Below are 26,492 nucleotides of genomic sequence, written 5' to 3' on the forward strand. Positions count from 1 at the left end.
ATCCGGGAGCAGAACATGACGTACGCGGTAGAGTTTAATGACGTTTCCCGTCTGTACGGCGACGTGCGGGCGGTGGATGGGGTCACCATTGCCGTTCGTGACGGAGAATTCTTCTCCATGCTGGGGCCTTCGGGCTCCGGCAAAACCACCTGCCTGCGTCTGATTGCCGGCTTTGAGCAGCTGTCAGGCGGCACGATATCTATCTTTGGCAAAGAGGCGAGCGCGCTGCCGCCGTGGGAGCGGGACGTGAACACCGTATTCCAGGATTACGCGCTGTTCCCGCATATGTCGATCCTCGATAACGTCGCCTACGGGCTGATGGTGAAAGGCGTCGACAAGAAAAAACGCCACGCGCAGGCTCGCGACGCGCTGGAAAAAGTGGGCTTAAGCTTTGCCGTCGCCCGCAAGCCTTCGCAGCTTTCCGGAGGCCAGCGCCAGCGTGTGGCCATCGCGCGGGCGCTGGTGAATGAACCGCGCGTCCTGCTGCTCGACGAGCCGTTAGGCGCGCTCGATCTCAAGCTGCGGGAACAGATGCAGTTCGAGCTGAAGAAACTTCAGCAGGAACTCGGCATCACCTTTATTTTCGTCACCCACGATCAGGGTGAAGCCCTCTCCATGTCGGACCGGGTGGCGGTGTTCAATAATGGGCGCATCGAGCAGGTCGATACCCCGCGCGATCTCTACATGCGCCCGCGCACGCCGTTTGTCGCCGGTTTTGTCGGCACCTCGAACGTCTTCGATGCAGGCCTGGCGCATAAAATCTGCGGCATGGAGGGCAGCTATTCCCTGCGTCCGGAACATATCCGCCTGAATGAGGGGGGTGAAGTTCAGGTGCAGGGCGTCGTCCAGGCCGTTCAGTATCAGGGGGCTGCCACGCGTCTTGAGCTCAGGCTCGCCGACGGTGCCAAACTGCTGATGAGCCAGGCCAATCTCAGCGATTTCTCGCCGCTAAGCGGCATTGCGCCGGGGCAGACCGTCACGGCGTCGTGGTCGCGCGAGGCGATGATTCGCCTGCAGGAGGAGAGGTGAAATGGCTATGAGTGTCGCGCACCCTCCCGCCCCGCGCGGCCGCATAAGCCGCATTACGTCACTGTTCTGGCGTAAACCGTCGCTTGGACTGTTTCTGCTTCTGCTTGCACCGCTGATGTGGTTTGGCATTGTCTATTTAGGATCGCTGCTGACCCTTTTGTGGCAGGGTTTTTACACCTTTGACGATTTCACCATGGCGGTCACGCCGGATCTGACCCTGGCGAACATACTGGCGCTCTTCAATCCGGCAAACTACGACATCATCCTGCGCACGTTAACGATGGCGATTGCGGTGACGATTGCCAGCGCAATTCTGGCGTTCCCGATGGCCTGGTACATGGCGCGATACACCCGCGGCAAGTGGAAAGCGTTTTTCTATATCGCCGTGATGCTGCCAATGTGGGCGAGCTACATCGTCAAAGCCTACGCCTGGACGCTGCTGCTGGCGAAGGACGGCGTGGCACAATGGTTCCTCAACCACCTGGGGCTGGAGCCGCTCCTGACCTCGATCCTTACGCTACCCACGGTAGGCGGCAACACCTTATCGACCTCCGGGCTGGGACGGTTTCTGGTCTTCGTCTATATCTGGCTGCCGTTTATGATCCTGCCCGTTCAGGCGGCGCTGGAACGTCTGCCGGCTTCGCTGCTGCAGGCCTCAGCCGATCTCGGCGCGCGCCCGCGCCAGACCTTCCGCTATGTCGTTTTGCCGCTGGCTATTCCGGGTATTGCCGCGGGTTCAATCTTCACCTTTTCCCTGACGCTGGGGGATTTCATCGTACCGCAGCTGGTTGGGCCGCCGGGGTTTTTCATCGGTAACATGGTCTACTCCCAGCAGGGGGCGATCGGCAATATGCCCATGGCCGCCGCGTTCACGCTGATTCCCATCGTGCTGATTTCACTCTATCTGGCGTTCGTGAAGCGTCTGGGAGCATTCGATGCACTCTGAACGCGCACCGCTGTTCCTGAAAGTGGCAGCGTGGGGAGGTGTCATCTTCCTGCACTTCCCGCTGCTGATTATCGCAGTCTATGCCTTTAATACCGAAGATGCTGCCTACAGCTTTCCGCCTCAGGGGCTGACGCTGAAGTGGTTTACTGCGGCGGCGGGGCGCGGCGATATCATCGAATCGGTGACGTTGTCACTTCAGGTTGCCGCGCTATCCACCGCGATAGCCCTGGTGCTTGGCACGCTTGCTGCAGCGGCGCTCTGGCGAAGCGAGTTTTTTGGCAAGAACGCGATCTCGCTATTGCTGCTGCTGCCGATTGCGTTGCCGGGGATCATCACCGGCCTGGCGCTGCTGACAGCGTTCAAAACAATCAACCTTGAGCCGGGGTTTTTCACCATCGTGGTTGGGCACGCCACGTTTTGCGTGGTGGTGGTCTTCAATAACGTGATTGCCCGGTTCAGACGCACCTCCTGGAGTCTGGTGGAAGCGTCGATGGATCTCGGGGCCGACGGATGGCAAACCTTCCGCTATGTGGTGCTGCCCAACCTGGGCTCCGCGCTGCTGGCCGGGGGAATGCTGGCGTTTGCCCTGTCGTTTGACGAAATTATCGTCACAACCTTTACGGCGGGACACGAACGCACGTTACCGCTGTGGTTGCTCAATCAGCTAGGCCGTCCGCGCGACGTGCCGGTCACCAACGTCGTTGCACTGCTGGTGATGCTGGTAACAACCATCCCCATTCTGGGAGCCTGGTGGCTAACCCGCGACGGCGAGAACATCGCCGGCGGCGGGAAATAACATTGATTTGAACAGGACAATGCTATGCAAACACATCTGCTGATAAAGGGTGAACTGGTTGCCGGAGAGGGAGAGAAACAGCCTGTCTATAACCCGGCCACCGGAGAGGTGCTGCTGGAGATTGCAGAAGCGTCAGCGGCACAGGTCGACGCAGCGGTTCAGGCCGCCGACCGTGCTTTTGAGGCGTGGGGACAAACGACGCCGAAAACGCGCGCCGAGTGCCTGCTGAAGCTCGCGGATGCGATTGAAGCGCATGGCGAAGAGTTTGCCCGGCTCGAATCCCTCAACTGCGGCAAGCCGCTGCACTGTGCGCTGGGCGATGAAATTCCCGCAGTGGTCGACGTTTTCCGTTTCTTCGCCGGGGCGGCCCGCTGCCTGAACGGGTTGGCCGCGGGTGAGTATCTTGACGGCCACACGTCGATGATCCGCCGCGACCCGGTGGGCGTGGTTGCCTCTATCGCGCCGTGGAACTACCCGCTGATGATGGCGGCATGGAAGCTGGCGCCTGCGCTGGCGGCCGGTAACTGTGTGGTCATCAAGCCGTCTGAAATCACGCCGCTAACGGCGTTAAAGCTGGCGGAGCTGGCGAAAGATATCTTCCCGGCTGGCGTTCTCAACGTGCTGTTTGGCCGTGGAAAAACGGTGGGCGACCCGCTCACCGGACATGAAAAAGTGCGCATGGTGTCGCTGACCGGTTCGATTGCTACCGGGGAGCATATCATCGGCCACACGGCGTCCTCCATTAAGCGCACCCACATGGAGCTGGGCGGTAAAGCGCCGGTTATCGTGTTCGATGACGCCGACCTGGATGCGGTTGTAGAAGGCGTGCGGACGTTTGGTTTCTACAATGCCGGGCAGGACTGTACGGCGGCCTGCCGTATCTATGCCCAGAAGGGGATCTATGCCCGGCTGGTGGAAAAGCTCGGTGCCGCGGTCGCCAGCCTCAAAATGGGTGCCCCGGAGGATGAATCTACTGAACTCGGTCCGCTCAGCTCGGCTGCCCATCTTTCACGCGTCTGTCAGGCGGTTGACGAGGCGAAAGCCCTCGGCCATATCCGCGTGGTGACGGGCGGGAGCAAAAAAGAGGGGGCGGGCTACTACTTCCAGCCAACGTTGCTGGCCGGGGCGAAACAGGACGATGCCATCGTTCAGCGAGAAGTGTTTGGACCGGTGGTGAGCGTCACCGAATTCGACGATGAAGCGCAGGTCCTGGCCTGGGCGAACGATTCGCAATACGGCCTGGCGTCATCGGTCTGGACGAAAGACGTGGGCCGCGCCCATCGCCTGAGCGCGCGCCTGCAGTACGGCTGCACCTGGGTCAATACCCACTTTATGCTGGTGAGCGAAATGCCGCACGGCGGCATGAAATTGTCTGGCTATGGAAAGGATATGTCGGTGTACGGGCTTGAGGATTATACGGTTGTCCGGCATGTGATGATAAAACACTAGGAAATCATGCCCGGCGGTCGGCATCGCCGGGCGTTTGCTTTACCAGCCACACACCTCGTGCTCATTTTCCGTGTCGTAAGCGCGGACGGTATTCACCAGATCTTTTACCACGTCTGCGGCGACGTCGGGGATGAGCAACTCCATGGGGGCCTCTGTTTCATAATCCACCGAGACGCCGTTGCTGTTGTTGGTCACGGTCACTGTGTACGTTGCTTTACCCACGCGGTTACTCCTTATGTGTATTGACCACTTTGCCGATGCCCGCGCCCTGAAGCGTAACGTCAGGATCGGCAAAAAAGTCGATATTGAAATAGGTATCGTCGGTCAATAGCTTGATGCGGTGCCATTTCTCCGGCGGCGAGATGCCAAACGATCCGGCTTCAATCACCAGTTCCAGATCCGGTTCGGTCGCGTCAGCGTTCGGGAAACCAAAATAGCGCACCGCACCTTGCATCACCGACAAACGGCCATATACGCTGGCTTTCGTATTATGGTGAGTGAAAAGGGCTTTTGGCGCGGTGTCTTTGTTCCAGAATGGCGTGGAGCGGGTATGAACAAAATTCTCAGGGATACGTAGCATAAAGGTTACCTCGTAAATAAAAGCCGCTTAAAGCGACTTCAACACCTCTGGTTCGACGAAAAATTCAATATTGAACAGCGTGTCGTCGCTCATCACCTCGATGTGATGCCATTTCTCAGGGGGAAAAACACCGAAGTGGCCGGCCCTGATAATCAGTGTGCTGTCAGGCTCAGGGGCATGTTCATCAGCATAACCCAGGTAGCGGACGGCACCCTGCATAACGGACAGGCGGGGATAAACGCCCGGACGGGTACCCGTGTCGAGATGACGCTGAAAGATCCCGGCGGGGGCGGTTTCTTTATTCCAGAAAGGGGTAGAGCGGGTATGAATACAGCTTTGCGGAATGCGTAGCATATTGCCTCCCATGTATGTCTGCCTTTATTAGACGCCTATGCGGAAGAGAGGATTTATCAAAAAGTGCATTTAACTTGCATGTTATCAATAAAGATTATGGGTGGCTCCCCCTGTTTGTAATACAAAATACTCAGTTGTTATTAGCCATAATATTTAAGTGGTTATTATGTAATGAAAAAACTTGATCTGTATCAACATATGACGCATATTGCGTGCGGTTATTTTTTCGGCTCTGGTATACAGAATGACGTTGTATCAAAAGATGTTGGTTTTTTACGCAGTGATGGCTTCCATCTGTGCATTGATTACCTGGTTCCTTTCTAAAGACCGCAAGCGCATCCGCCTGCTTAGCGCGTTTCTGGTCGGGTCGACCTGGCCGATGAGTTTCCCCGTTGCGCTGCTGATTTCTCTTTTCTGAAGCATCCTTCCAATTTCGAAAGATGAACATAGCATTCCAGTTACGATAGCTGTATAAATACACAGTGCATCGTAAAAGGAGTGCTTATGAACAGTTTTTACTCGCAGCATGCGGGTTGCACCGTGCGCTGGCATGATTTGCCCGGCTCTGGCGATCCCGTAGTCTTTATCCACGGATTGGGCTGCGCCTCTTCCTATGAATATCCTCGCGTCGTCCGAGACCCTCAGTTTGGCGGGCGCAGAGCTATTCTCATCGATTTACCCGGCAGCGGTTACAGCGATAAGCCTGAACATTACAGCTATAAAACGACTGAACAGGCGCGCGTCGTGGCGGAGTTGATTGACCATCTTCAGCTGGATGCCTTCTGGTTATACGGTCACAGCATGGGCGGCAGCATTGCTATAGAAACGGCGGGGCTGCTGGCACCGCGCGTGAAGGGACTGATGGTGTCGGAGCCCAATTTTCACGCCGGTGGGGGGATGTTTAGCCGCTCTATTGCGGCGCAAACCGAACACCAGTTTGTGGCGCAGGGCTATAATGCCATGCTCCGTAAAGAGACCACCGCCTGGGCCGGGTGCCTGCAAAGCAATGCACCCTATGCCGTCTGGCGTGGCGCATCAAGTCTGGTCGCGGGTGTTGAGCCGGACTGGGAAGCGCAATTTCTGTCGCTGACTTGCCCGGTGACGTTGATTTTTGGTGAGCTCTCACTGCCGGATGACGATGTGGATAATCTGAAGCTGAAGGGCGTTGAGCTCAAAATCATCCCTGCGGCGGGGCACTCCATGTCGTGGGAAAACCCATCGGCACTGGCGCAGGCGTTAGCGGAGTGTATGGCGGCGTGATTATCGTTGCGGAATACAGGCCGGGTAAGCGCAGCGCTACCCGGCAAGAAAGGCCTCTACAGGATTAAAGCCCGCAGTGCCCGACGTGCGTCAGGCTGAACATCATGCGGGTGCTGATAATCAATGTTTTCGATTGCCCGGCTATAGAGGGCAACCAGCCAGTCGTAAACGTACGCGGTGGCCGCATGAACAGGCTGTTCTCCCAGACGCGTCAGGCGTGGTGCGGCACTGCTGACGACGGGCGTAACAAAGATTGCCTGACCTTTGCGAATGCGGCTTGCGGGGCGTTCTGCTGACGGGGTCTGGTCGTAACCCAGCCAGCCAACGAAATTCCCTATAACCGCATGCAGCTGCGCCGCGCTGCTTTTATCCGCATCGACAATTCGTTGAAGCTGTTGCGGCAGATTAAGCCGGTAGCTGGTTACCACCAGCACATCCGCGATTTGCTGCAGCACCGCGGGCTCCAGACCAAGACGGGCGGCGGTAGCTTCATTGCGGCTCCACTGGCGCAGATGATTTATCCATACTCTGTGCGCCAGGCGCGCTTTGTCTTTTGTCTGGAATCGTCCTGCGCTTTCCTGGGCGTTATCGGCGAACAGATCGATGGTGTCCGTGAACAGCCCGTTCACCTGCTCCTCGCGCGGCTGCTGAACGGCGAGCAGCGTTTCAAAGGCTTTCAGCGGCGGCAGCAGACCTTCAAGCAGTTCGCCGTGACGGGCGGCACTGCTTTGCAGCGTGCGCACCATGTTTTCGGCCTGAGCACGTCGTGTACCCGGTTCCTCAACCAGCGGCGCCAGATAGCTTTGCATCAGCGACGCGATCTCCTGCCGCAGCAGGTTTTTCAGCGTGCCAAGGCGCTTCTGCCGCTGTGCCGGGAGCGTCGCCTGAGACAACCACTCAATGACGCGCTGCATGCTGTGGCTGTCCAGCGCCTGCAGAGTTCCCCAGCGCAGGCCTGGCTTGCCCAGCAGATGCTGTACGGCTTCATCGAGATTCTGTCGGGTAGTGAAACGAGCGTCATGCGGGGTGATCGCCCACACCAGCCCCGGCAGGGCAGACTCCTCGGCAGGCTGGGTCTCTTTAATCCAGTTAATTAACACTTTTGCTTTTTGGGCCGTCTGCTCGTGCCGCGCTGTCGCGTTGCAGATAACCAGCACATCCGGCTGGAGCTGCTGGCGGTAATGTTCAAGCAGCCACTGGCATTTAGCCTGTACTAAAGGATCGGCACTGCCGTCTTCAAAGACCGGAATATCAATGATATCAACGTTATCCAGCGCGCCATTCTCAACCGGCAAGACCAGCTCGCGGGTAAGGAAGGCAAGCACGTCGACCGGGATGCTGATAGCGTTGAGCATTTCACCGTTGTTCAGCGGATGAAGCAGCGTCTCCTGAGTTTCCTGCTGGGTTAAGGTGCCGTGCGTCAGGAACCCTTCACCAGGCAGACCAAAGCTGTCCACCAGCAGGCTCAGCGGCGCAGCCAGCTCGCTCGCATGGCTGGTCTGATGCAGCACGTGGGCAAGCTTCAGCCACTGCTGGGTTAACTCCTGTTGCTCGCCCCACAGCAGCGACCAGACGCTGGCGCGGGTGCTGAGATCGAGCGATGGCACCAGCTGGGCAAACTCATGCCACAGGGCGTCATCAATTTGCTGTCTCGCGGCGGGTACCGTGCTTTGCCAGAAACGCGAAATCGCACCCACATCCTGCGCAGTGATGCCGGGCACGCTCTGCGGCTGGCGAAGGCCGCGCCATTTCTCCAGACGCGTCTCAATGACCGCCTTATCCACCGCGCGCATCTGCGGGTGCAGCGTCGTGCGGGCAATAAACAGCTGTACCAGTTCGGCCTCGGTGACCAGGCTCAGACGCAGCGGAAACGCCTCATCCGCTACCTCCGGGGTGTCTCGTGTGAAGCGCACGGCCATGTTGGTCAGGGCATGCCCTGGGTTAATATGCGAAAAATAGTCAAAGGTGCGCTGGCCCGGCATCACGTTCAGGCGCCCGTTACCGCTGCCGCACAGCGACAGCAGCAGGTGCGCTTTGGCGCTCTGAGAATGGCCGTAAAGCCCAATGCTGCTCCGGCGGGTCAGGGCGCGTTCAATAGCATGCTCCCGCGCCTGCGCCGCGTTGATGCGAGCAAGCAGGGCATCAGCATCGTTATCCAGCACAGGGGCGGTCAGGCGCGTCTCATTAATCCACCCGATTAAGGCCTGAGTGGTGGTCGTGGTCGCTGTCATTTCAGGTATACGCTCCCGCTGTCGATCCAGTAGTGGCTGCCGCTGTGTCGGCGATCGGCCAGGGTATTCAGTTTGAAGGTTAACGCGTCAGGCGCAACCGGCGTGCCGTCCTGCAGCCAGGCATCGCTGAGCTCGAAGGACTCAGGGCCCTCTAATTTGCTGCCGCCGCAGAGCTTAAGCCGCACGTTAAGCACGCCGTCGCCGGCAATCGCTTTTGCCAGTTCAGCCGAGTTGATGCTGAGCGTATAAAGCGGCGTGGCGGGCCAGCGCGCGTTCGCCAGCTGGCGGAAGCCGAGGGTAACGTTACCCCGCAGCGGGAAGTGCAGCCGCGCGTCAAGCTTCGCGCCGGGTTTATCGAGATCGATATCCTGATACCAGACGTTTTCCTCGCGCAGGGTATTGACGGTGTTATCCAGCACGCCCAGATAGCGCACGGTGGAATAGGCGCCAATGTCCGCGGCCTTAAAGTTAAAGCGCGGCAGACGCAGATCGAGCGCCAGGCTGCAGAGCATGGCCCCCACCGCGGCGGTCGATTTCGGATTGCCTATGCGCCCCTGCTGGCTGAAGGGATACCACTCGTGAACCTGATATTTATCCAGCCAGACGATGCGGTTGACCGGCACCGGCTGCAGATGCCGAATCAGCGCCTGAACGCCCGGCAGGCAGCCCGGGCGCCCGGTGATGAGCAGAATATCGCAGCTGTAATGGGAAATCGCTTCACACACCGCGTGAAGCGGCGAGGTCAGCGTAAACTGACCGGCCAGCATTGCATCCTGCATTTCGCGGAAGTTCACGTGCAGCGGCACGGCGAACAGGTCGAACGCCTCTGAGCCCGCCGGCATGGCATGATCGATTGCCTGCTGAAGATAGTTCATCACGTTGCGGGTTGGTTTCTGCGCAAGGAGCTCGCCAAAGGTGGCATGCAGGCCCGCCAGCGGATCGTCAATATCGCTGGCTTCCCACGCGGAAAGAATGGCGTGGCCAATCGGCATAAAGAGCTGAAGCGCCGTTTGCTGGCGCAGTACCGCCTGGGTATCAATACGCCCGGAGTCGCCGAACAGCGACGCCATCAGCAGCGAGGCGTCCGCAATGCCGGATTTCTGCAGCTGCGTTTGCAGGGCGGGCAGGACATAGCGCTGAATCACGTCCAGCAGGGTATCGTCGCCCGCCACCTTGAACCCTTCGCGGAACAGCAGCTGCGGGGTGATTTTGACGTTATTACCGGAGCCGTCATCAAGCTGGTAGTGGGTTATTGCCATATCCGTGGTGCCACCGCCGATGTCGATAGACGCGACGCGTAATGCGCGGCCCGGCTGCACGCCCGGCTCAGGTTCACGATCCGTGCGGGCGAGGGAGGCGAAAAAGGCTTCCGTCTGGCCGCCAAAACGGGAAATCGCTTCGTTATACAGCCAGACCAGCTGACCGCAGCTGGCTTCATCCCACTCCATCTGGATCTCAGGGACCGGCACCACGCTTTTTTCCTGCTGCTTGCGGGTGGCAAAATCTTCATCCTGCGGGTGCCAGCCCATCGCTTTCCAGACGATGGCAATGGCTTCAAACATGCGGCGACGGAAAATCTCGCGCTCCTGCTTCGGCATGGCCGAGGGCAGGGTCAGGATCAGGGTGCGCAGCTGGCGCGGCGAGGCCGGGAAGCCCAGGCGCAGGCGGGTGGCGACGCTGTTGATCTGGCCCAGCGCCTGCGCCAGCAGCTCGCACAGCATGTGCGTCATCAGCGTGCTGCGGCTGTACTGCGGCGAAAAGACCGGCAGCCGCTCGTCCTGCGGCAGCGTAAACAGCGGCTCACCGTCATCGTTCATCAGGTTCATCAGCGGAAACGCCGTGGCGAGCGGTTCACGCTGGGTTTTGCCGTTCATCTGGCTAAAGCGCCAGTCCTGTACGACAGGCGTTTCATCCCACAGGTAGCGGCGCGGGCTGGAGATGCCGCTGTTACCTTCGGTTCCCAGGCGCTGCATCGCCAGCTTGCGGGCTTCATCGCCCACGCGAACAATCGACGGCCAGACAAACGCATCTTCGCGACCGCTTTCCACCGAGAAGTGCTGTTTGCCAAAACGCGCTTCGGAGAATTCAAGACGGCTGGTAAAGAGAGGCTCGTTCAGGAACTGCGGCTCGCTTAACGAACGAACCTGCAGCTCGGCGGTCTGCCGAAGCCCGTCGTTTGCATCACCGTGGTCTTCGATAATGACGCCGCAGGTGTGGGTGTTGCCCACGTCGAGGATGAGGTCGACAGGAATGGCAGGCGTGCTGAGCGTGTGGGTGACAAATTTCACTTCCGGAATGGTGATCTGTTCACCGAGCATGGTCAGCAGGTTGAGCCAGTGGGCCTGGTATTCGAAGCTGCGCATCGCCTGCTGCAGGTCGCGTTCAGAGCGGTTTTCCACGCCGTCGGCATACTGGGTAAATGCCTCGCGCAGCCAGCCGTCAATCCAGGTCTGGTCGAGGAAGCTTTCTACCTCACTATCGCGCCACGCCAGCGCAAAGCGGGTTCCATTCAGAATATCGTTTTCAACCGGCGACAGGGCTGAAGTGGCATGCTCCGCGATCTGGCTGTCGAGCGCGAGGGTGACGCGGTGCGAGTTGCCTGCCGTGTCGGGCTTCTCGAGCTTGCGCACCTGAACGCGCGCCCAGTTATCCGGTCCTTCCACAAAGGTCCGCGGCGGGTTGAAGCGCAGGAAGGGCACGGGAAGCCAGACGCCGTCCAGCACGGCAAGGGACTGATGCAGCGGAATGGTGGTTTCCGGTTTAACCACTTCAGGCTGACCGCCGTTCGTCCCCGGCAGGGTATAGCGCCCGTTCACCAGGTCGAAATCGAGCCGCAAAAGGGGGCCGTTCGCGGTTTTACGTACGAAGCGCCCGTTGCTGGCGGTGTCCTGCGGCGTCAGGCCGAAATCCAGGAACTGCACGCCGCTGTTGGCAATAAGCGTGACGCTTTGTTTATAGTCGCAAAGATTTACCAGCATAGGATCAGGCACCTGCTTTCTTGAACGTCAGTGGGACGACGGTGTTGGCATCGTAGCGAGCGCGACATTCTGCGATATCGCTGGCCCCGGCTTTACAGGCGACTTCCGGCATCGGATAGCGGGAACCGTCGGTGCAGCGAGCATTGCCGCGACTTTTAATCATCAGCTCGCCATTGCTGTGTAGCCCGGAGAAAATCTCCGCGCGGCAGACAATGTTGTCGCCGTGCACGACGCGGGCAAAACCTTTATTGTTCTGGATTTGATAGCGCATTGATGGCGGCTTGCCGGTGACCGGATCTTTCACGTCGAGAACCGCGCGCCAGGTACCGTTCAGGAAGCGCGTCGACCCGGCTTTCACCTGACCGGCTTCCATCACCATGGCATCTTTCGGGATCGGAACAATTACCACCGGTGCGGCTTCAGGCGCAGGAGCGGGTTCTTTTTCTTTACTGGCGACGACCTCAGCCTGATGCAGGGGGAGATTCATAGCCAGCGGCTCTACCGCTTTGATCGGCTGCGGTGCAATAGCCACGGGCTCAGGAGCCGGTGCCGGAGCGGGCTCTGCCGAAGGGGCCTGTTTTGGCCACAGCAGCGGCGCGGCAACGGCTGCCACAATCACGGCGGCAACCGGCAGGGTCCACAGGGGAATGCGACGTTTTTTCGTGACGGCAACAGGCGCAGGTTCCTGAGCGGGTTGCGCAACAACCGGCGCGGGCTCCGGCTCATACAGTTCTTCAGGCGTAATACGCACGGCGGCGACGGGCGCAATCAGCGGCTCGTCTGCTTTTTCAAAGGTGATGGCCGGTTCGGGCTCGGGTTCTGGCTCGGGCTCTTCAATCACAACGGGGGCAGGCTCGGGGATCAACGCTTCACGCAGGCAGTCGAGCACATCGTCGCGCGCATTTTCGTTCAGGTTTACAAAACCCCAGAAGCAAATAATCGGCTTTCCTGCGACCAGGAAAACAAAATTCTCGCCGGGAAACTGAAACGCTTTCGACAGCAGCGAGCCGAAAAGCTGCTGCGCGGTTTTGGGCGACTGGAGGCATTTCTTGCTTAACGACTCAACGCTGGCAAGCGTGTTTTCCAGATAGCGCAGGGCGCGGTAGCGGTCGTCTTCACTGGCCGCCTTCCAGCTGGTGACGCTTCCCTCAACGGGGGAATACCAGTCCACGCGGTCGCCGCTGTCGTTGACCTGAGGAATAGCCAGACAGTCCACTATGGCCTGCTGTTTGCGCAATCGAAGCGCTTCCCGGATTTGTAACGCTGATTCAAAAACGGCCTGTCCGCCGCCGCCAACGGCCTGAAAATCATCCAGATTACCGCTGCGTAAAAGAGTTTTTGCCACGATTTGATCCCATATACTTCTTCACACCGTTACTTTAACGAAACGAGGAAGCAAACAAACGGAGGAAGAGACGCTAAAAGCGCCGATTTCTTACGGCATAGATCGTGACGGTTGTGCTTGACGAATAAAGTCACTTAAGGCAAATCACCTTTTTCTGCACTGGCGGCAAAACCGGCAAAAAACGCGGCTTTAGAATAACCTGATAGTGTTTCGTTATTTGCCAGGTGATAAGGGCTGTGCTGTTATTACTGACCTATATAATAAAACTGTCAGGGTTATAACTATGTCTACAGGGAAAACGCTGCTCGCCCTTGCGCTGAGCGCTCTTTTACCAGCCGGTGCCGCATGTGCGGCAAATAACGACACCCTTATTTACTGCTCCGAGGCATCGCCAGAGTCGTTCAACCCGCAAATCGCCAGCTCTGGCCCGTCGTTCGTGGCCAGCTCTCAGGTTCTGTACAACCGCCTGATCAATTTCGACCCGGTGAAAAATACCCCGGTCCCGTCACTGGCGGAATCCTGGACGATTTCACCGGACGGCAAGACCTATACCTTTGCCCTGCGCAAAGGGGTGAAGTTCAACAGCAACAAATACTTCAAGCCGACGCGCGACTTTAACGCCGATGACGTTATTTTCTCGTTGATGCGTCAGAAAGACCCTAAGCACCCGTACCATAATGTGTCCCAGGGCAACTACGAATACTTCAACGATGTCGGGCTCGATAAGCTGATTCAGGACGTTAAAAAGGTCGACGATTATCACGTTCAGTTCACCCTGAGTGAACCCAACGCCGCGTTCCTGGCCGACTGGGGAATGGATTTCGCGTCGATCCTTTCCGCCGAATACGCCGATGTGATGCTGAAAAAAGGCACGCCTGAGAACGTAGACACCTGGCCTATCGGCACCGGGCCCTATGTGCTCCAGCAGTACAAGGTGGACTCGCTGATCCGCTACGTCGCTAATCCGAACTACTGGGATGGCGAGGTGCCGACCAAACATCTTATCTTCTCCATCACGCCAAACGTGGAAACCCGCCTGGCGAAATTGCAGACCAACGAGTGTCAGATTATTCCTGCGCCGTCTCCGGTTCAGTTTGACGTGATTAAAAAGAACAAAGACCTGACGCTGCACTCTGTCGATGCGCTGAACGTCGGCTATCTGGCGTTTAACACCGAGAAAAAGCCGTTCGATAACGTGCTGGTGCGTCAGGCGCTGAACTACGCGACCGACAAGAAGGCTATCGTTAATGCGGTCTTTATGGGCTCCGGTACGGTGGCTAAATCGCCGATCCCGCCAAATATGCTGGGCTTTAATAAAGATCTGCAGGACTACAGCTACGATCCTGATAAAGCAAAAGCGCTGCTGAAGCAGGCCGGGCTGGAGAAGGGCGCAGAGGTCACGCTGTGGTCAATGCCGGTTCAGCGTCCGTATAACCCTAACTCGCGTCGTATCGCGGAGATGATCCAGAGCGACTGGGCGAAAGTCGGCGTGAAGGCCAAAATCGTCTCCTATGAGTGGGGCGAATACCTCTCCGGGATGCGCAAAGGCGAGCACGACTCCGCGCTGTTCGGCTGGATGTCCGATAACGGCGACCCGGACAACTTTGCCGATGTGCTGCTGGGCTGCAACAGTATTAAAACCGGGTCAAACGCCGCACGCTGGTGCGATAAGGGTTATGATGCACTAGTGCAAAAAGCGAAGCTGACCAGCGATCCGGCCGAGCGTGCGAAACTGTACGGCCAGGCGCAGGAGATTTTCTACCAGCAGGCACCGTGGATCGCGCTGGCAAACGGCAAAACGTTCTTTGCAACCCGCAGCAACGTGACCGGATACAGCGTGAGCCTGATGGGCAGCGATTTCTCTAAAGCGAAGCTGAACTAAGCATTTATTGCCGGGTGAGGCGTAAGCCACCACCCGGCAAAAACAAGGAGTGACAATGTCACATTTAAACGAAGTTATCGCCCGCGTGGATGCCGCCATCGAAGAGAGCGTCATCGCCCATATGAACGAACTGCTGATTGCATTGAGCGAGGATGCCGATCTCAGCCGTGAAGACCGTTACGCCCAACAGCAGCGTCTGCGTACCGCGATTTCGCACCACGGTAAGCAGCACAAAGAGGAGCTGGACGCGCGCCAGGAACAGCTGACCAAGGGCGGCACCATACTGTAATCAAAACTGGCGTCGCGCTACCAGCCAGGCCCCGACGACCAGCATCACCGCGCCGCATACCGGGCCGATCAGCGCGCGCAGGGGAATGCCATGGCTTCTCAGCACGTCAAGGACCAGCCCGCCAATCAGCTGGCTTGCGACCAGCACCGCGATGGTCGTTGCCGCGCCCACGTTCTGGTAGCCGCTGATGCTGGCAAACACAAAAAACGACCCCAGCAGCCCCGGGATCAGCGTCCACCATCGCACCGTTGCGGCCAGCTCGCTGAACCCGGCGAAGCCCTGCTTCAGCAGCAGAATGCTGACAAACAGCACAATGCCGACCAGGGAGTTCAGCAGCATTGCGATAAGAATGGTGGAGGAGGACTGGGTGATACGCACCATTAAGGTGTTTTGCACCACCAGACCGATCCCCGCCGCCACCAGGAACGCCAGCGTCAGCGACTGATTCATGGGATTGCGTCCGGGTCGCTGCGCTCGTCCAGCTGCAGCTGCATAAAGGTTAAGTCCAGCCAGCGGCCAAACTTGGTTCCCACCTGCGGCATCTGCCCCGTGGTCACAAAACCGAGCGTTTCGTGGAGGTGAATCGAGGCCTTATTTTGCGCTTCAATGCCGGCCACCATCACGTGTTTGCCGATGGCGCGGGCCTCGTTGATCAGCGCTTTCATTAACGTCCGGCCAATGCCTTTACCCTGATGCTCCGGATGGACATACACCGAATGCTCAACCGTGTGACGAAAGCCGTCGAAGGCGCGCCAGTCGCCGAAAGAGGCGTACCCGGTAACCACACCATTTTCCTCAGCTACCAGAACCGGGTAACCCGAGAGCGTGCGGGCCTCGAACCAGGCGATTCGGTTATCGGTATCAACGGTTTTATCGTTCCAGATCGCGGCAGTATGCAGCACCGCATGGTTATAGATCTCTCCTATCGCAGCGCAGTCTTCTTTACAGGCGTGACGAACGATCATGATTAAACCTCTGTATGTTGTTTACTATAGTATTACGCTATAGATATGATATTACACAACTGTATCGTCAGAGCGCTACGTGAGAATGATTATGAGCCCCATTGAAACGGCGTTCATACGCTTTAGTATGACGTTATGAACACAATAACAGACACAATGAATCAGCGTATTAGCGCCAGAATTCGCCTCGAACGTGAATCACGCGGCTGGTCTCTTAGCGAGCTGGCCGAGCGGGCAGGCGTATCTCGCGCCATGATCCACAAGATAGAGCGCGGCGACAGCAGCCCGACGGCAACCTTGCTTGCCCGCCTGTCAGGCGCGTTTGGGATCAGCATGTCGACCCTGATTGCCAGAGCCGAGATGCAGGAGGGAAAACTCCTGCGCCTGGCGAACCAGCCCGTCTGGCGCGATCCGCAAACCCACTACCTTCGTCGCCACGTTTCTCCCCGTACCGATCTGCCTATCGACCTCGTTCAGATTGAGCTGCCCGCGGGGAGCGACGTCCCGATGCCGGCGTCCTCCTACGCGCTCGCGCGTCAGCTGATCTGGCTGCAGTCCGGCGAGCTGGTATTTCAGGAGGGCGATACTCGCCACGAGATGAAGGCCGGAGACTGTCTGGAGCTGGGGCCGCCAAACGACTGCCGTTTTATCAACGAAACGAACGAAACCTGCATCTATCTTGTGGTCCGGCTTAACCAGTCTGCCTCGTAATGTTAAGGCGATAATGCCGATCGTGAGCCAGGCTGTAATGACATTTGTACCAGAAGGAGAATCCGATGAATCAATCTGTTTCGCAAAACCGCCGCTGGGTGCTGGCCTCTCGCCCACAGGGCGCGCCGGTGGCGGAGAATTTTCGTCTGGAAGAGCAGCCCGTTCCTGCTCCTCAGGCGGGGCAGCTGCTGCTTCGCACCGTCTGGCTGTCGCTGGACCCTTACATGCGGGGCCGCATGAGCGATGCGCCATCCTATTCTCCGCCGGTTGAGATTGGTGCGGTGATGGTAGGGGGAACAGTTAGCCGCGTTGAGCAGTCAAACCACCCCGACTTTAAAGCGGGTGAATGGGTGCTGAGCTACAGCGGCTGGCAGGAGTACGCGCTTTCGGACGGCAGCGGCCTGGTCAAGCTGGGCGATAATCCCACCCATCCCTCCTGGGCGCTGGGCATTCTTGGGATGCCGGGCTTTACCGCCTATATGGGGTTGCTGGATATCGGACAACCGAAAGCGGGTGAAACGCTGGTGGTCGCCGCCGCGACGGGCCCGGTTGGGGCGACAGTCGGGCAGATCGGTAAAATCAAAGGCTGCCGCGTGGTCGGGGTAGCCGGTGGGGCAGAAAAATGCCGCCACGCCGTTGAGGTTCTTGGGTTTGACGTGTGTCTCGATCACCACGCGGCGGATTTCGCTGAGCAGCTGAAACGCGCCTGCCCGAAAGGCATTGATGTCTACTTTGAAAACGTCGGCGGGAAAGTGTTTGACGCCGTGCTGCCGCTGCTGAATACCTCCGCGCGCGTGCCGGTGTGTGGCCTGGTGAGCGGCTACAATGCAACGGGGCTGCCTGACGGACCGGACCGATTGCCGCTTCTGATGGGGACGATTCTGAAGAAACGCATCCGGATGCAGGGCTTTATCATTGCCCAGGACTACGGCCACCGCATTCATGAGTTTCAGGAAGAGATGGGGCGCTGGGTGCAGGAGGGTAAAATTCACTATCGTGAACAGGTGACGGACGGGCTGGAAAACGCGCCTGAAGCGCTGATTGGCCTGCTGGAAGGAAAAAACTTCGGTAAAGTCGTGATTCGCGTCGCGGGTGACAATAAATAAAAGGCACTATGGCGGGGTTTCCCGCCATATTTATTTGTGAAGATACGATATATTGTCTTTAATTAACGGACATGGCTTTTCGCGCCATCATCCCGGATGAGCCCGAAACCGATAAAAAAAACACATTTTGCATTTTTTGCTGTTTTACGTACTTCCCACCACCAGGCATGACGATACAGGATATATCGGACCAGCGTCGTTTTATTAAAACTGGCGTTTAAAAATAGCATTAAGTTTTAGCTACAGGAATTGAACATGCTTGATTTGGATCACTTAGAAAAAGCCCAAAGGATCAGTCTTACCATGCAAGTTGAACTCAGTTTGAAAGGAGCGTTAATTACAGGCTCCCTTAAACCGGGTGCACGACTGATTACGAAAGAGATCGCCGATAAATTAGGAACCAGCATTACCCCAGTGCGCGAGGCGCTACTGCGTCTGGTATCAGCAGGGGCATTACATGCCACGCCGGCACAGGCATTTCTGGTGCCGGAGGTGACGCTGGACCGTTATAACGAAATCAACGCTATTCGCAAGCAGCTTGAACCCATGGCGGTTGCCGCAGCCTGTCAGAATATGTCTGACCAAAAGATCGAGACGTTGCGCAAATTGTCGGAAGCGTTTCATGAGGCCATGCGCAACGGGAACGTTCAGCAGGCATTGCAGGCAAATCGCATCTTCCGCTTTACGCTTTATCAGTATGCGGAAATGCCCACGCTGAATGCATTAATTGAACAGCTTTGGGTGCGTATCGGGCCTTGCATTAACTATCTGCACCGGGAGCTTAATGACATTAAGGAAGCGACGTATCACTATGACGAACTGCTTTCAGCCCTGGAACGCCGGGATGTCGACGCCAGCCAGAAGGCGATTGAAAAATCGATTGATGAAGCGAATACGCTTTTACAGCGACAATATTTTAACTGAGAGATAATTTAACAGAGCGACTATATACCGCGTCTATTTATTTATCTAGTGAATAACTCCTGATGGCATTTTGCCATCAGGATCGTTATTTTCAGTATAAAATAAACTTTACTTATTTGTTACTCGAACCGATAAGACACCGACAGACCCACACCGTAGTTACGGCCAGGCGCTGGCTCGTAATAACGCCCGTTGGATTCGTTGACAATAACCGAGCCAACGTACTCTTTGTCGAACAGGTTATCTACGCGGCCAAAGACGTCCATGCCCCAGTTGCCGTAGTTGAATTTATACCCGGTATTCAGCCCGACCACCGTGTACGACGGCGCTTTCGCGGTGTTTTCATCGTCGGCCATGATATCGCTCATGTAGCGCACGTCCGTGCCCGCGTACCAGCCTTCCTCCGGCTGCCAGCCAAACGAGGCGAAGCCCATATTGCGCGCAATACCCGGCATACGGTTACCGTTACAGTCTGCGTCGCTGCAGACGTTAGTCCGGTAGGTGGCATCCAGGTAGGTCCACGCCATTTTCAGCTTCCAGTTTTCAGCGAACTGCTGATCGAGAGACACTTCGACTCCCTGACGGCGGGTCTTTCCGGCATTTTTATAGCTTGTGCGGCCACCAGAGCTGGCATCCACCACGATCTCGTCATCCGTATCGGTGCGGAACAGCGCTGCCGTCAGCAGGCCATTGCCAATGCGGGTTTTGCTGCCCACCTCATACGTGTTGTTCGTGGAAGGCTGCAGGCCGATATTCAGGCCGCCCTGGTTATCGGCGCGATACGAAAGCTCGTTGATGGTTGGCGTTTCGAACCCACGCCCTGCGGCAGCGTAGAGGTTCCACGCGTCCGTCACCGCATACTTCACGGAGCCCGCCGGGAGCCACTTGTGATAGCTCGCGTCACCGCTGTCGTCGCCGTTGCCCGGCGTAACGTAATGGTCGTTAGAATCAAACCAGACCGAGCTATAACGCACGCCCGCATCCACGGACAGTTTCTGCGTCAGCTGCCAGCTGGTCTGCAGGTAAGGGTCGACGTTCCACATCAGGTTACGTTCGTTCCGGCGTTTATCACCCTTCACGCCGTAATCCGGCACGCCGTTGTTCATCACGAAGTTCTCGTACCCGCGACGATCTTCACTCATGTTTTCATAGTTCAGACCGGTGGTGAAGGTGACCGGCACCAGCAGCTCGCCGCGGTGCGTCCAGCGGGTATCAACCCCCTGATAATGACGCTGCATATCGATCACGCCGCCGGAGTGAGAAGGCCTCAGCTGCGGCTGGTAGGGAATCGACTGGTACTGGGTCATTTCACGCTCGCCGGCGTACATCATCACGCTGAGATCGTCCTGAGCGCTAAGCTGGCGGTCGTAGCGCAGCCCCGCCTGAGTCTGCTTGATGGTCTTGCGCGTGTTGTACTGATCGCCGCGCGGGGACTGACGCGGGTTATCCTGCCACTCCTGATAGCTCAGCCCGCCCGGATCGTTGGCTTTCATGTCCACGCTGTTAAAAATCAGCGTCAGCTTGCTGGCATCGTCAATGCGTACGCCCAGTTTGGCATTAGCGAGATTCTTCCGCGCGCCGCTGTGGTCGCGGTAGCCTTTAGTGGTGAAGCGGGTGGTGGATACGGTGTAATCCACGTCCCCGGCATGGGTGCCATCGCCCATTGCGCCGGTGGCTTTCATGCCGTAGCGCCATGTCCCGTAACTGCCGTAATAGCTGCTTGCCTCGATGGTCGGCGGCTGCTGCCCGGTTTGCGTATTGATGTTAATCACGCCGCCAGAGGCGTTGCCATACAGGGCGGAGAAGGGACCGCGCAGCACCTCAACGCTGTCAATGCTGGTGAGATCGATGTTGGAGGTCTGGCCCTGTCCGTCCGGCATGGTGGCTGGAATACCGTCGACGTACATGCGAATGCCGCGCACGCCAAACGTTGAGCGGGCACCAAACCCGCGCATCGAAAGCTGGAGATCCTGAGCATAGTTCTGACGGTTCTGAATCTGTAGTCCCGGAACGCTGCCAAGCGATTCGGAGAGATTAATGCGCGGCGCAGCGTGGCGCATATCCTCGCCATTCACGACGCTGACCGCCGCCGGAGTATCAAGCTCTGATACGGTTTGCGGCGTGGCGCTGACGATCATGGTCTGTTCCTCTGCGCTCATCGCGCTTAGAGGCGCAAAAACAACGGGAACCAGCAGCAGCGGGAGAGATGCCTTACGGGCAGATATGATTTTCATGAGTAAAACCGGTTGTGATGTATAAACGAACCAAATGGAACATGTCCATACATGTTAAAGGTTTTGTAAATGTTTTGAAAACTATAACCGCACATTGCGTTAATGAAAGGCAATAGGGAAAAGAAAAACTCCACTTTTAACTTATTAATGATTACTATTCTCATTATCAAAACGGCAATGCCATGACGTTGCCAGCCGGAAGCGATGTCAGCAGTACCCCCAATTTTCAAAAAAGGAATTGTTATGTCTTTACGCCATCTGTGCTCGCCACGCCTGAGTACGTCTCTGCTGTCTGCCGCTTTACTGTTTGCCGGAACCTTCCAGGCGCATGCCGCCGAAGAGATGCTGCGTAAAGCGGTGGGTAAAGGTGCCTATGAAATGGCGGTCAGCCAGCAGGAGAACGCCCTGTGGGTTGCGACGTCGCAAAGCCGTAAACTCGACAAGGGTGGCGTTATCTATCGCCTCGATCCTGCTACGCTGGAGGTGACGCAGGCCATTCATAGCGATCTCAAACCGTTTGGCGCCACCCTCGACGGCGCGACGCAAACCCTGTGGCTGGGTAATACGATCAACGGCGCGGTGACGGCCATTGATGCGAAAACGGGCGACGTGAAAGGGCGACTGGTGCTTGATAGCCGCCAGCGCAGTGAAACCGTCAAGCCGCTGCAGCCGCGCCAGCTGGTGGCGGATGACGCGAGCAACACGATTTACATCACCGGAGTCGGCAAAGAGAGCGTGATTTGGGTCGTGGATGGCGCAACGCTGAAGCTGAAAGAGACCATTTCCAATACCGGCACATACAGTACCGGTCTGGCGCTGGATGCAAAGGCGAAACGCCTGTACACCACCAATGCAGACGGTGAACTGGTCACCATTGATACCGCCACCAACAAAATCCTGAGCCGCAAAAAAGTGCAGGACGACGGAAAAGAGCACTTCTATCTGAACCTGAGCCTGGACACCGCCGGTCAGCGCGCGTTCCTGACCGATTCAAAACAGCCGGAAGTGCTGGCGGTGAGCCTGAAAGACGGCAGCGTGATCGAGAAAATCGCCGCGCCTGAATCCCTGGCCGTTCTGTTTAATCCGGCTCGCAATGAAGCCTACGTGACGCACCGTGAGGCCGGCAAGGTGAGCGTGATTGACGCGAAGACCTACAAAGTGACGAAAACGTTCGATACGCCGGTCTACCCGAACAGCCTGGTGCTCTCTGCGGATGGCAAAACGCTTTACGTGACGGTGAAGCAAAAATCTACCCGCCAGCAGGAAGCGACCCAGCCTGATGATGTGATTCGTATCGCGCTGTAATATAAAAAAAGGGAAGGCAAATGCCTTCCCTTTTTAATGCCTGTGTGATGCTTAACGCGAGGTCTCTTCCACCAGCGGCGCGTCGTGTTTTTCATCGTCTGGATGAACCGGCGCGGTGCTGTGAATTTCGTTAACGCGCTTACGCACGCCGAACCAGCCAGCGATCAGCAGCACGGCCAGCAGCGGGATGGTGGCGATGGTATAGGTGCCGTTCGGGTAGTCGAACGCCATCAGCACCAGCACGCTGAACAGGAAGAGCAGGGTGAGCCAGGAGGTCACCGGCGCGCCCGGCAGCTTGAAGCTGATATCTGCGGCTTTGCCTTCTTTAATGGCTTTACGCAGACGCATCTGGCAGACCACGATAAAGGCCCAGGAAGCGATAATGCCGAGTGCGGCCACGTTCAGAACGATCTCAAAGACCTGAGACGGCACCAGATAGTTCAGGAATACGCCGAAGACATACACCACCAGCGTGGCCAGAATGCCCGCGTAAGGCACGTGCTGCTTGCTCATCTTCGACATGAACTTCGGCGCTGAACCGCCCATCGACATGGAGCGCAGGATACGCCCGGTAGAGTAAAGACCGGAGTTCAGGCTGGAGAGCGCCGCCGTCAGCACCACGATGTTCATGATGCTGCCCACGTAAGGCACGCCGAGCTTCGAGAAGAAGGTGACGAACGGGCTCTGGCCGGCCTGATAGGCGTTCCACGGCAGCAGCAGAACCAGCAGCACCACGGAGCCGACGTAGAACAGACCGATACGCCAGATCACGCTGTTAATGGCTTTTGGCACCATCGTTTGTGGGTCTTTACATTCGCCCGCAGCGGTACCGACCAGCTCAATAGAGGCAAAGGCAAACACCACGCCCTGCACCAGAACCAGCGCAGGCAGCAGACCGTGCGGGAAGAAACCGCCGTTATCGGTTATCAGGTGGAAGCCGGTAGCATTGCCGTCCAGCGGCTTGCCGCTGCCGAGGAAGACGGTACCGACCACCAGGAAAATCACAATGGCGAGCACTTTGACCAGCGCAAACCAGAACTCCATCTCGGCGAACCACTTCACGCCGATCATGTTCATGGTGCCGACGATCGCCAGCGCGCCAAGGGCAAAGACCCACTGCGGCACATCACCGAACGCACCCCAGTAGTGCATATACAGCGCAACGGCGGTGATATCGACGATACCGGTCATCGCCCAGTTGACGAAGTACATCCAGCCTGCCACGTAGGCGGCTTTTTCACCGAGGAATTCTCGGGCGTAAGAGACGAAGCTTCCGCTGGAAGGGCGATGCAGTACCAGTTCACCCAGCGCGCGAAGAATGAAGAAAGAGAAGATCCCGCACACCAGATAGACCAGGGCGAGAGCCGGGCCCGCCATCTGCAGACGCGCGCCAGCACCTAAAAACAGACCCGTTCCGATAGCGCCGCCGATGGCGATCATTTGAACCTGACGGTTGCCCATCGCTTTGTGGTAGCCCTCTTCGTGGGAGTTCAACCAGCGACGTTTCGCAGCGTGATGATCGGCTGCGCTTTTATTGCTTGTTTTCATTGAGTTACCTGTTTGCCTGTCTGAACCATTATCGTGATAGTCCTGCCTGGCAGAGCGCAATACAAACGATTGCTTCTGCGCAAACACATGCCGCCTTCCCAGTCATTCTGCGTATGGATAAGGCGAAACATGGCGAGGCATCCTACCTGCAATTGATAAGCGACGCAAAATATAACCGTGCCGAAAGTGATGCACGTCGAAGGAAATCGTGTGGTCAGAGCAGAGGGGGATCACAACACGCTGAATCGTGATGAGTTTTTAGTCAAAACAATCGCGACGTTGTTTATTTAATCATCAGATTCCCTTAATTATTACCAGATGGTATAAATTTTTACTGCCGCAGGGCATCGAGAAGCAACCTGAACGCGGTTGTGTGCTGTCGACGGCTTGGATAATAGAGGTGATATCCTTCAAACGTGGGGCACCAGGACTCAAGGACCCTGACGAGCCGTCCGTACTGAAGGGCGTCCAGGACCGAGGACTCGGGCACGTAGGCTAATCCGAGGCCACTCTCCGCCGCGTCGATGCGCTGCGACAGATTACTCAGTGTAAGCTGTCCTTCAACCCGCACCCGAAGCTCGCGCCCGTCGCGCTCAAACTCCCAGTCATACACTGCCCCTCGGGTGGGCAGGCGGAGATTGATACAGCGGTGCTCACCCAGCTGCTCCGGCACGAGCGGCACGCCAAAACGAGCCAGGTAATCCGGGGAGCCGACGACCGCCATGCGCATGTCCGGCGCTATCCGCACCGCAATCATATCTTTTGCCACCTGTTCACCCAGGCGTACCCCCGCGTCGAAGCGGCCATCGACGATATCTGTCAGGCCGTTGTCGACCGTCACTTCGACGTTGATTTCAGGATACTGCAGCATAAAAGCCTTCAGTGCCGGCCAGAGGACGGCGTCCATCGCGTGCTCGCCGGCGACGATGCGGATAGCGCCTGCGGGTTTGTCGCGGGTGCTGCAAAGCGCCGTGAGTTCCTGTTCGATCTCCTGCAGATGCGGGCTGAGGCGCGAAAAGAGCTGCTCACCCGCGGGTGTCGGAACCACGCTGCGGGTTGTGCGGGTTAACAGGCGAACGTCTAATCGCGCTTCAAGCTTGCGCATCGCATGACTCAGTGCCGATTGCGAGACGCCCAGCTGCGCCGCTGCGCGCGTAAAGCTGCGCTCGCGGGCCACTACCATAAAGGAGAGCAGGTCGTTGAAATTATCTTTTAGCATTGCGGTTCTATTTATGAATTTCAGTCATGTGTTCTATCTCATTATGTACCCTAATGCTCCAGAATGCTTTGCGCTACTGTTAACGCAACAGTCAACAAGGAGCAAAAGATGAAAATTATCCGCAGCGGTTCATTACCTTCAGCAGCAGGCCCGGAGGCCTGGTTTACCGGCGCTGTTCGCATTGACGCGCCCTTTCAGGCGAGCGAACCTGCCAGCGTCGGCGGGGCAACCGTGACCTTTGAGCCGGGGGCGCGCACGGCCTGGCATACGCATCCCCTGGGACAAACGCTGATTGTGACGCAGGGGCGCGGCTGGTTACAGGCGTGGGGCGAAGAGGCGGAAATCCTGAATCAGGGCGATATCGCCTGGATCCCACCCGGCGTGAAGCACTGGCACGGCGCAAGTGCGCAAACGGCGATGACGCATATCGCCATCGCCGAAGCGGTAAACGGCAGCCCGGTAACGTGGCTGGAAAAAGTGACCGACGAACAGTACCCGAACGGCTAACCGCCAAAAACGGCAATCGCCTGCTGCAGGCGCGGTTGATCAAACAGCAGCACCAGACTGGCCAGCTGCAGACGTTTCTCAGGGAATAAATAGACTGCCAGACAGGAGAGTAACACCGCCGCGGTAATACCAGGAAGCATTTCGTTAACAGAATGAAAACGTTATGATTCGGTCTCATTTTCGTAAATACAGGGAGGCTGAGGTGAAAATTAACGTCATCGGAACCAGCGGAAGTGGAAAAAGCACGCTGGCGAAGCAGATTGCGACCGAACTGACTATTCCCTATATCGAGATGGACAGACTCTACTGGCGACCCGAATGGCAGGGAACGCCGGACGATGAGTTTCAGGAAAAGCTTGAGCAGGTGCTACAGGCGTCGCCAGACTGGGTACTCGACGGCAACTATAACCGCACGCGGCCCGTTAAATGGCGTAATGTAGACGTTGTCGTGTGGGTGGATTATGGGTTTGTCCGCACCCTCTGGCAGGCCGTCAACAGGGCAATCAAACGGGCCTGGCATAAACACGAGCTTTGGCCCGGAACCGGGAACAAAGAGAGTTTCCGGCGTGCGTTCTTCAGTAAAGAGTCGATTCTCATCTGGACGATGAAAACGTGGCGTAACAACCGCACGCGTTATGAAGCCGATCTGCAAAACCCGCAATATGGGCATATCCGCTTCGTCCATATTACCCGCCGCGGGCAGGCGGAAACGCTGATTGCCGCCTTAAAATCTTATTCTTAGTAGGGTTTTATATATCTGATTTCCGGCAAACCAAATGTAAATTAATTGTTTCTCAGTGGTGAAGTGCGCCTTTAATAATGTCGACATGTTAA

General features: G+C 57.2%; 26 protein-coding genes. 14 read left to right on the forward strand and 12 right to left on the reverse strand.

What is annotated here, in order from left to right:
- The first annotated feature begins 15 nt into the window (after positions 1-15).
- Genes A6013_RS08775 through patD form a run of 4 tightly spaced genes read left to right on the forward strand, consistent with a single transcriptional unit; the run spans position 16 to position 4,220 of the window.
- Entirely contained in the window at positions 16-1,029 is a 1,014-nt protein-coding gene (locus A6013_RS08775) for an ABC transporter ATP-binding protein (RefSeq protein ID WP_069732881.1), read from the forward strand.
- 1 nt (position 1,030) lies between these two features.
- Positions 1,031-1,975, forward strand: a complete 945-nt coding sequence (locus tag A6013_RS08780; RefSeq protein ID WP_069732882.1) for an ABC transporter permease — start codon at positions 1,031-1,033, stop codon at positions 1,973-1,975.
- Complete coding sequence (locus A6013_RS08785) at positions 1,965-2,771, forward strand: ABC transporter permease (protein ID WP_041909768.1); 807 nt, start codon at positions 1,965-1,967, stop codon at positions 2,769-2,771. Before A6013_RS08780 ends, A6013_RS08785 begins: the two co-directional genes overlap by 11 nt.
- A 24-nt stretch (positions 2,772-2,795) precedes the next feature.
- On the forward strand, positions 2,796-4,220 hold the full coding sequence (patD, locus tag A6013_RS08790) for an aminobutyraldehyde dehydrogenase (RefSeq protein ID WP_060571765.1): 1,425 nt from the start codon (positions 2,796-2,798) through the stop codon (positions 4,218-4,220).
- Between the two features lie 39 nt (positions 4,221-4,259).
- On the opposite strand, the gene A6013_RS08795 is transcribed toward patD, so the two are convergent.
- Genes A6013_RS08795 through A6013_RS08805 form a run of 3 tightly spaced genes read right to left on the reverse strand, consistent with a single transcriptional unit; the run spans position 4,260 to position 5,154 of the window.
- Positions 4,260-4,442 carry a DUF1869 domain-containing protein gene (locus A6013_RS08795; protein ID WP_003856955.1) on the reverse strand — a complete coding sequence of 61 codons (183 nt, stop codon included), beginning with the start codon at positions 4,440-4,442 and terminating at the stop codon, positions 4,260-4,262.
- Positions 4,443-4,446: 4 nt separating this feature from the next.
- On the reverse strand, positions 4,447-4,800 hold the full coding sequence (locus A6013_RS08800; protein WP_069732883.1) for a DUF1971 domain-containing protein: 354 nt from the start codon (positions 4,798-4,800) through the stop codon (positions 4,447-4,449).
- Positions 4,801-4,827: 27 nt separating this feature from the next.
- Positions 4,828-5,154: a DUF1971 domain-containing protein gene (locus A6013_RS08805; RefSeq protein WP_041912006.1), complete on the reverse strand. Its 327-nt coding sequence runs from the start codon at positions 5,152-5,154 to the stop codon at positions 4,828-4,830.
- 244 nt (positions 5,155-5,398) lie between these two features.
- Here A6013_RS08805 and A6013_RS08810 point away from each other — a divergent pair, with 244 nt between their 5' ends.
- Together A6013_RS08810 and A6013_RS08815 are read left to right on the forward strand one after the other, a co-directional pair.
- Positions 5,399-5,572 carry a GhoT/OrtT family toxin gene (locus A6013_RS08810; protein WP_014883956.1) on the forward strand — a complete coding sequence of 58 codons (174 nt, stop codon included), beginning with the start codon at positions 5,399-5,401 and terminating at the stop codon, positions 5,570-5,572.
- An 86-nt stretch (positions 5,573-5,658) separates the two neighbouring features.
- Positions 5,659-6,414, forward strand: a complete 756-nt coding sequence (locus A6013_RS08815) for an alpha/beta fold hydrolase (RefSeq protein WP_069732884.1) — start codon at positions 5,659-5,661, stop codon at positions 6,412-6,414.
- 56 nt (positions 6,415-6,470) lie between these two features.
- On the opposite strand, the gene A6013_RS08820 is transcribed toward A6013_RS08815, so the two are convergent.
- The 3 genes from A6013_RS08820 to A6013_RS08830 are packed head-to-tail and all read right to left on the reverse strand — an operon-like array spanning position 6,471 to position 12,968.
- Complete coding sequence (locus A6013_RS08820; RefSeq protein ID WP_069732885.1) at positions 6,471-8,645, reverse strand: virulence factor SrfC family protein; 2,175 nt, start codon at positions 8,643-8,645, stop codon at positions 6,471-6,473.
- Positions 8,642-11,623: a virulence factor SrfB gene (locus A6013_RS08825; RefSeq protein ID WP_069732886.1), complete on the reverse strand. Its 2,982-nt coding sequence runs from the start codon at positions 11,621-11,623 to the stop codon at positions 8,642-8,644. The genes A6013_RS08820 and A6013_RS08825 overlap by 4 nt, the downstream gene beginning before the upstream one ends.
- A gap of 4 nt (positions 11,624-11,627) precedes the next feature.
- The gene (locus A6013_RS08830) at positions 11,628-12,968 is read right to left on the reverse strand and encodes an SrfA family protein (RefSeq protein WP_069732887.1); all 1,341 of its coding nucleotides are present in this window, start codon (positions 12,966-12,968) and stop codon (positions 11,628-11,630) included.
- Between the two features lie 283 nt (positions 12,969-13,251).
- Between A6013_RS08830 and A6013_RS08835 the strand changes: the two genes are divergently transcribed.
- Both A6013_RS08835 and A6013_RS08840 read left to right on the forward strand, forming a co-directional pair.
- Complete coding sequence (locus A6013_RS08835; RefSeq protein ID WP_069732888.1) at positions 13,252-14,850, forward strand: ABC transporter substrate-binding protein; 1,599 nt, start codon at positions 13,252-13,254, stop codon at positions 14,848-14,850.
- A gap of 55 nt (positions 14,851-14,905) precedes the next feature.
- Complete coding sequence (locus A6013_RS08840; RefSeq protein WP_069732889.1) at positions 14,906-15,139, forward strand: YdcY family protein; 234 nt, start codon at positions 14,906-14,908, stop codon at positions 15,137-15,139.
- Here A6013_RS08840 and A6013_RS08845 read toward each other — a convergent pair whose 3' ends face one another.
- Both A6013_RS08845 and A6013_RS08850 read right to left on the reverse strand, forming a co-directional pair.
- Complete coding sequence (locus A6013_RS08845; RefSeq protein WP_028013294.1) at positions 15,140-15,589, reverse strand: DMT family transporter; 450 nt, start codon at positions 15,587-15,589, stop codon at positions 15,140-15,142.
- Positions 15,586-16,104, reverse strand: coding sequence for a GNAT family N-acetyltransferase (locus A6013_RS08850; protein ID WP_069732890.1), 519 nt, complete (start codon positions 16,102-16,104; stop codon positions 15,586-15,588). Before A6013_RS08850 ends, A6013_RS08845 begins: the two co-directional genes overlap by 4 nt.
- 135 nt (positions 16,105-16,239) lie before the next feature.
- On the opposite strand from A6013_RS08850, the gene A6013_RS08855 reads away from it, so the two are divergent.
- From A6013_RS08855 to A6013_RS08865, 3 genes are all read left to right on the forward strand, one after another.
- Positions 16,240-16,815: an XRE family transcriptional regulator gene (locus tag A6013_RS08855; RefSeq protein ID WP_028013292.1), complete on the forward strand. Its 576-nt coding sequence runs from the start codon at positions 16,240-16,242 to the stop codon at positions 16,813-16,815.
- 65 nt (positions 16,816-16,880) lie between these two features.
- On the forward strand, positions 16,881-17,921 hold the full coding sequence (locus tag A6013_RS08860) for an NADP-dependent oxidoreductase (protein ID WP_047368643.1): 1,041 nt from the start codon (positions 16,881-16,883) through the stop codon (positions 17,919-17,921).
- Between the two features lie 255 nt (positions 17,922-18,176).
- A complete protein-coding gene (locus A6013_RS08865; protein WP_045260622.1) occupies positions 18,177-18,845 on the forward strand; it encodes a GntR family transcriptional regulator in 669 nt (222 codons plus the stop codon).
- A 119-nt stretch (positions 18,846-18,964) separates the two neighbouring features.
- On the opposite strand, the gene pqqU is transcribed toward A6013_RS08865, so the two are convergent.
- Positions 18,965-21,079, reverse strand: a complete 2,115-nt coding sequence (gene pqqU, locus A6013_RS08870) for a TonB-dependent receptor PqqU (RefSeq protein ID WP_069732891.1) — start codon at positions 21,077-21,079, stop codon at positions 18,965-18,967.
- 243 nt (positions 21,080-21,322) lie between these two features.
- Between pqqU and A6013_RS08875 the strand changes: the two genes are divergently transcribed.
- Positions 21,323-22,384 (forward strand): YncE family protein, encoded by a 1,062-nt coding sequence (locus A6013_RS08875; RefSeq protein ID WP_069732892.1) that lies wholly within the window; start codon positions 21,323-21,325, stop codon positions 22,382-22,384.
- A 51-nt stretch (positions 22,385-22,435) separates the two neighbouring features.
- Here A6013_RS08875 and ansP read toward each other — a convergent pair whose 3' ends face one another.
- Together ansP and A6013_RS08885 are read right to left on the reverse strand one after the other, a co-directional pair.
- On the reverse strand, positions 22,436-23,932 hold the full coding sequence (ansP, locus tag A6013_RS08880; protein WP_069732893.1) for an L-asparagine permease: 1,497 nt from the start codon (positions 23,930-23,932) through the stop codon (positions 22,436-22,438).
- Between the two features lie 331 nt (positions 23,933-24,263).
- Entirely contained in the window at positions 24,264-25,151 is an 888-nt protein-coding gene (locus A6013_RS08885; RefSeq protein ID WP_045260620.1) for a LysR family transcriptional regulator, read from the reverse strand.
- A gap of 108 nt (positions 25,152-25,259) precedes the next feature.
- Between A6013_RS08885 and A6013_RS08890 the strand changes: the two genes are divergently transcribed.
- The gene (locus tag A6013_RS08890) at positions 25,260-25,658 is read left to right on the forward strand and encodes a cupin domain-containing protein (protein WP_063942400.1); all 399 of its coding nucleotides are present in this window, start codon (positions 25,260-25,262) and stop codon (positions 25,656-25,658) included.
- On the opposite strand, the gene A6013_RS27295 is transcribed toward A6013_RS08890, so the two are convergent.
- Positions 25,655-25,798 (reverse strand): hypothetical protein, encoded by a 144-nt coding sequence (locus A6013_RS27295; RefSeq protein ID WP_154818592.1) that lies wholly within the window; start codon positions 25,796-25,798, stop codon positions 25,655-25,657. The genes A6013_RS08890 and A6013_RS27295 overlap by 4 nt on opposite strands.
- A gap of 62 nt (positions 25,799-25,860) precedes the next feature.
- Between A6013_RS27295 and A6013_RS08895 the strand changes: the two genes are divergently transcribed.
- Complete coding sequence (locus tag A6013_RS08895; protein WP_069732995.1) at positions 25,861-26,400, forward strand: AAA family ATPase; 540 nt, start codon at positions 25,861-25,863, stop codon at positions 26,398-26,400.
- Positions 26,401-26,492: the final 92 nt, after the last annotated feature.

This window comes from Enterobacter sp. IF2SW-B1, from assembly GCF_001743375.1.
In the GTDB taxonomy this organism is placed as follows: Bacteria; Pseudomonadota; Gammaproteobacteria; order Enterobacterales; family Enterobacteriaceae; genus Enterobacter; species Enterobacter bugandensis.

Bases quoted from the DNA above. Each gene is read 5' to 3' on its own strand.
- A6013_RS08775 (WP_069732881.1), top strand. From the start codon at position 16: ATGACGTACGCGGTAGAGTTTAATGACGTTTCCCGTCTGTACGGCGAC.
- A6013_RS08780 (WP_069732882.1), top strand. From the start codon at position 1,031: ATGGCTATGAGTGTCGCGCACCCTCCCGCCCCGCGCGGCCGCATAAGC.
- A6013_RS08785 (WP_041909768.1), top strand. From the start codon at position 1,965: ATGCACTCTGAACGCGCACCGCTGTTCCTGAAAGTGGCAGCGTGGGGA.
- patD (WP_060571765.1), top strand. From the start codon at position 2,796: ATGCAAACACATCTGCTGATAAAGGGTGAACTGGTTGCCGGAGAGGGA.
- A6013_RS08800 (WP_069732883.1), bottom strand. From the start codon at position 4,800: ATGCTACGTATCCCTGAGAATTTTGTTCATACCCGCTCCACGCCATTC.
- A6013_RS08805 (WP_041912006.1), bottom strand. From the start codon at position 5,154: ATGCTACGCATTCCGCAAAGCTGTATTCATACCCGCTCTACCCCTTTC.
- A6013_RS08810 (WP_014883956.1), top strand. From the start codon at position 5,399: ATGACGTTGTATCAAAAGATGTTGGTTTTTTACGCAGTGATGGCTTCC.
- A6013_RS08815 (WP_069732884.1), top strand. From the start codon at position 5,659: ATGAACAGTTTTTACTCGCAGCATGCGGGTTGCACCGTGCGCTGGCAT.
- A6013_RS08820 (WP_069732885.1), bottom strand. From the start codon at position 8,645: ATGACAGCGACCACGACCACCACTCAGGCCTTAATCGGGTGGATTAAT.
- A6013_RS08825 (WP_069732886.1), bottom strand. From the start codon at position 11,623: ATGCTGGTAAATCTTTGCGACTATAAACAAAGCGTCACGCTTATTGCC.
- A6013_RS08835 (WP_069732888.1), top strand. From the start codon at position 13,252: ATGTCTACAGGGAAAACGCTGCTCGCCCTTGCGCTGAGCGCTCTTTTA.
- A6013_RS08840 (WP_069732889.1), top strand. From the start codon at position 14,906: ATGTCACATTTAAACGAAGTTATCGCCCGCGTGGATGCCGCCATCGAA.
- A6013_RS08845 (WP_028013294.1), bottom strand. From the start codon at position 15,589: ATGAATCAGTCGCTGACGCTGGCGTTCCTGGTGGCGGCGGGGATCGGT.
- A6013_RS08850 (WP_069732890.1), bottom strand. From the start codon at position 16,104: ATGATCGTTCGTCACGCCTGTAAAGAAGACTGCGCTGCGATAGGAGAG.
- A6013_RS08855 (WP_028013292.1), top strand. From the start codon at position 16,240: ATGAACACAATAACAGACACAATGAATCAGCGTATTAGCGCCAGAATT.
- A6013_RS08860 (WP_047368643.1), top strand. From the start codon at position 16,881: ATGAATCAATCTGTTTCGCAAAACCGCCGCTGGGTGCTGGCCTCTCGC.
- A6013_RS08865 (WP_045260622.1), top strand. From the start codon at position 18,177: ATGCTTGATTTGGATCACTTAGAAAAAGCCCAAAGGATCAGTCTTACC.
- pqqU (WP_069732891.1), bottom strand. From the start codon at position 21,079: ATGAAAATCATATCTGCCCGTAAGGCATCTCTCCCGCTGCTGCTGGTT.
- A6013_RS08875 (WP_069732892.1), top strand. From the start codon at position 21,323: ATGTCTTTACGCCATCTGTGCTCGCCACGCCTGAGTACGTCTCTGCTG.
- ansP (WP_069732893.1), bottom strand. From the start codon at position 23,932: ATGAAAACAAGCAATAAAAGCGCAGCCGATCATCACGCTGCGAAACGT.
- A6013_RS08885 (WP_045260620.1), bottom strand. From the start codon at position 25,151: ATGCTAAAAGATAATTTCAACGACCTGCTCTCCTTTATGGTAGTGGCC.
- A6013_RS08890 (WP_063942400.1), top strand. From the start codon at position 25,260: ATGAAAATTATCCGCAGCGGTTCATTACCTTCAGCAGCAGGCCCGGAG.
- A6013_RS27295 (WP_154818592.1), bottom strand. From the start codon at position 25,798: ATGCTTCCTGGTATTACCGCGGCGGTGTTACTCTCCTGTCTGGCAGTC.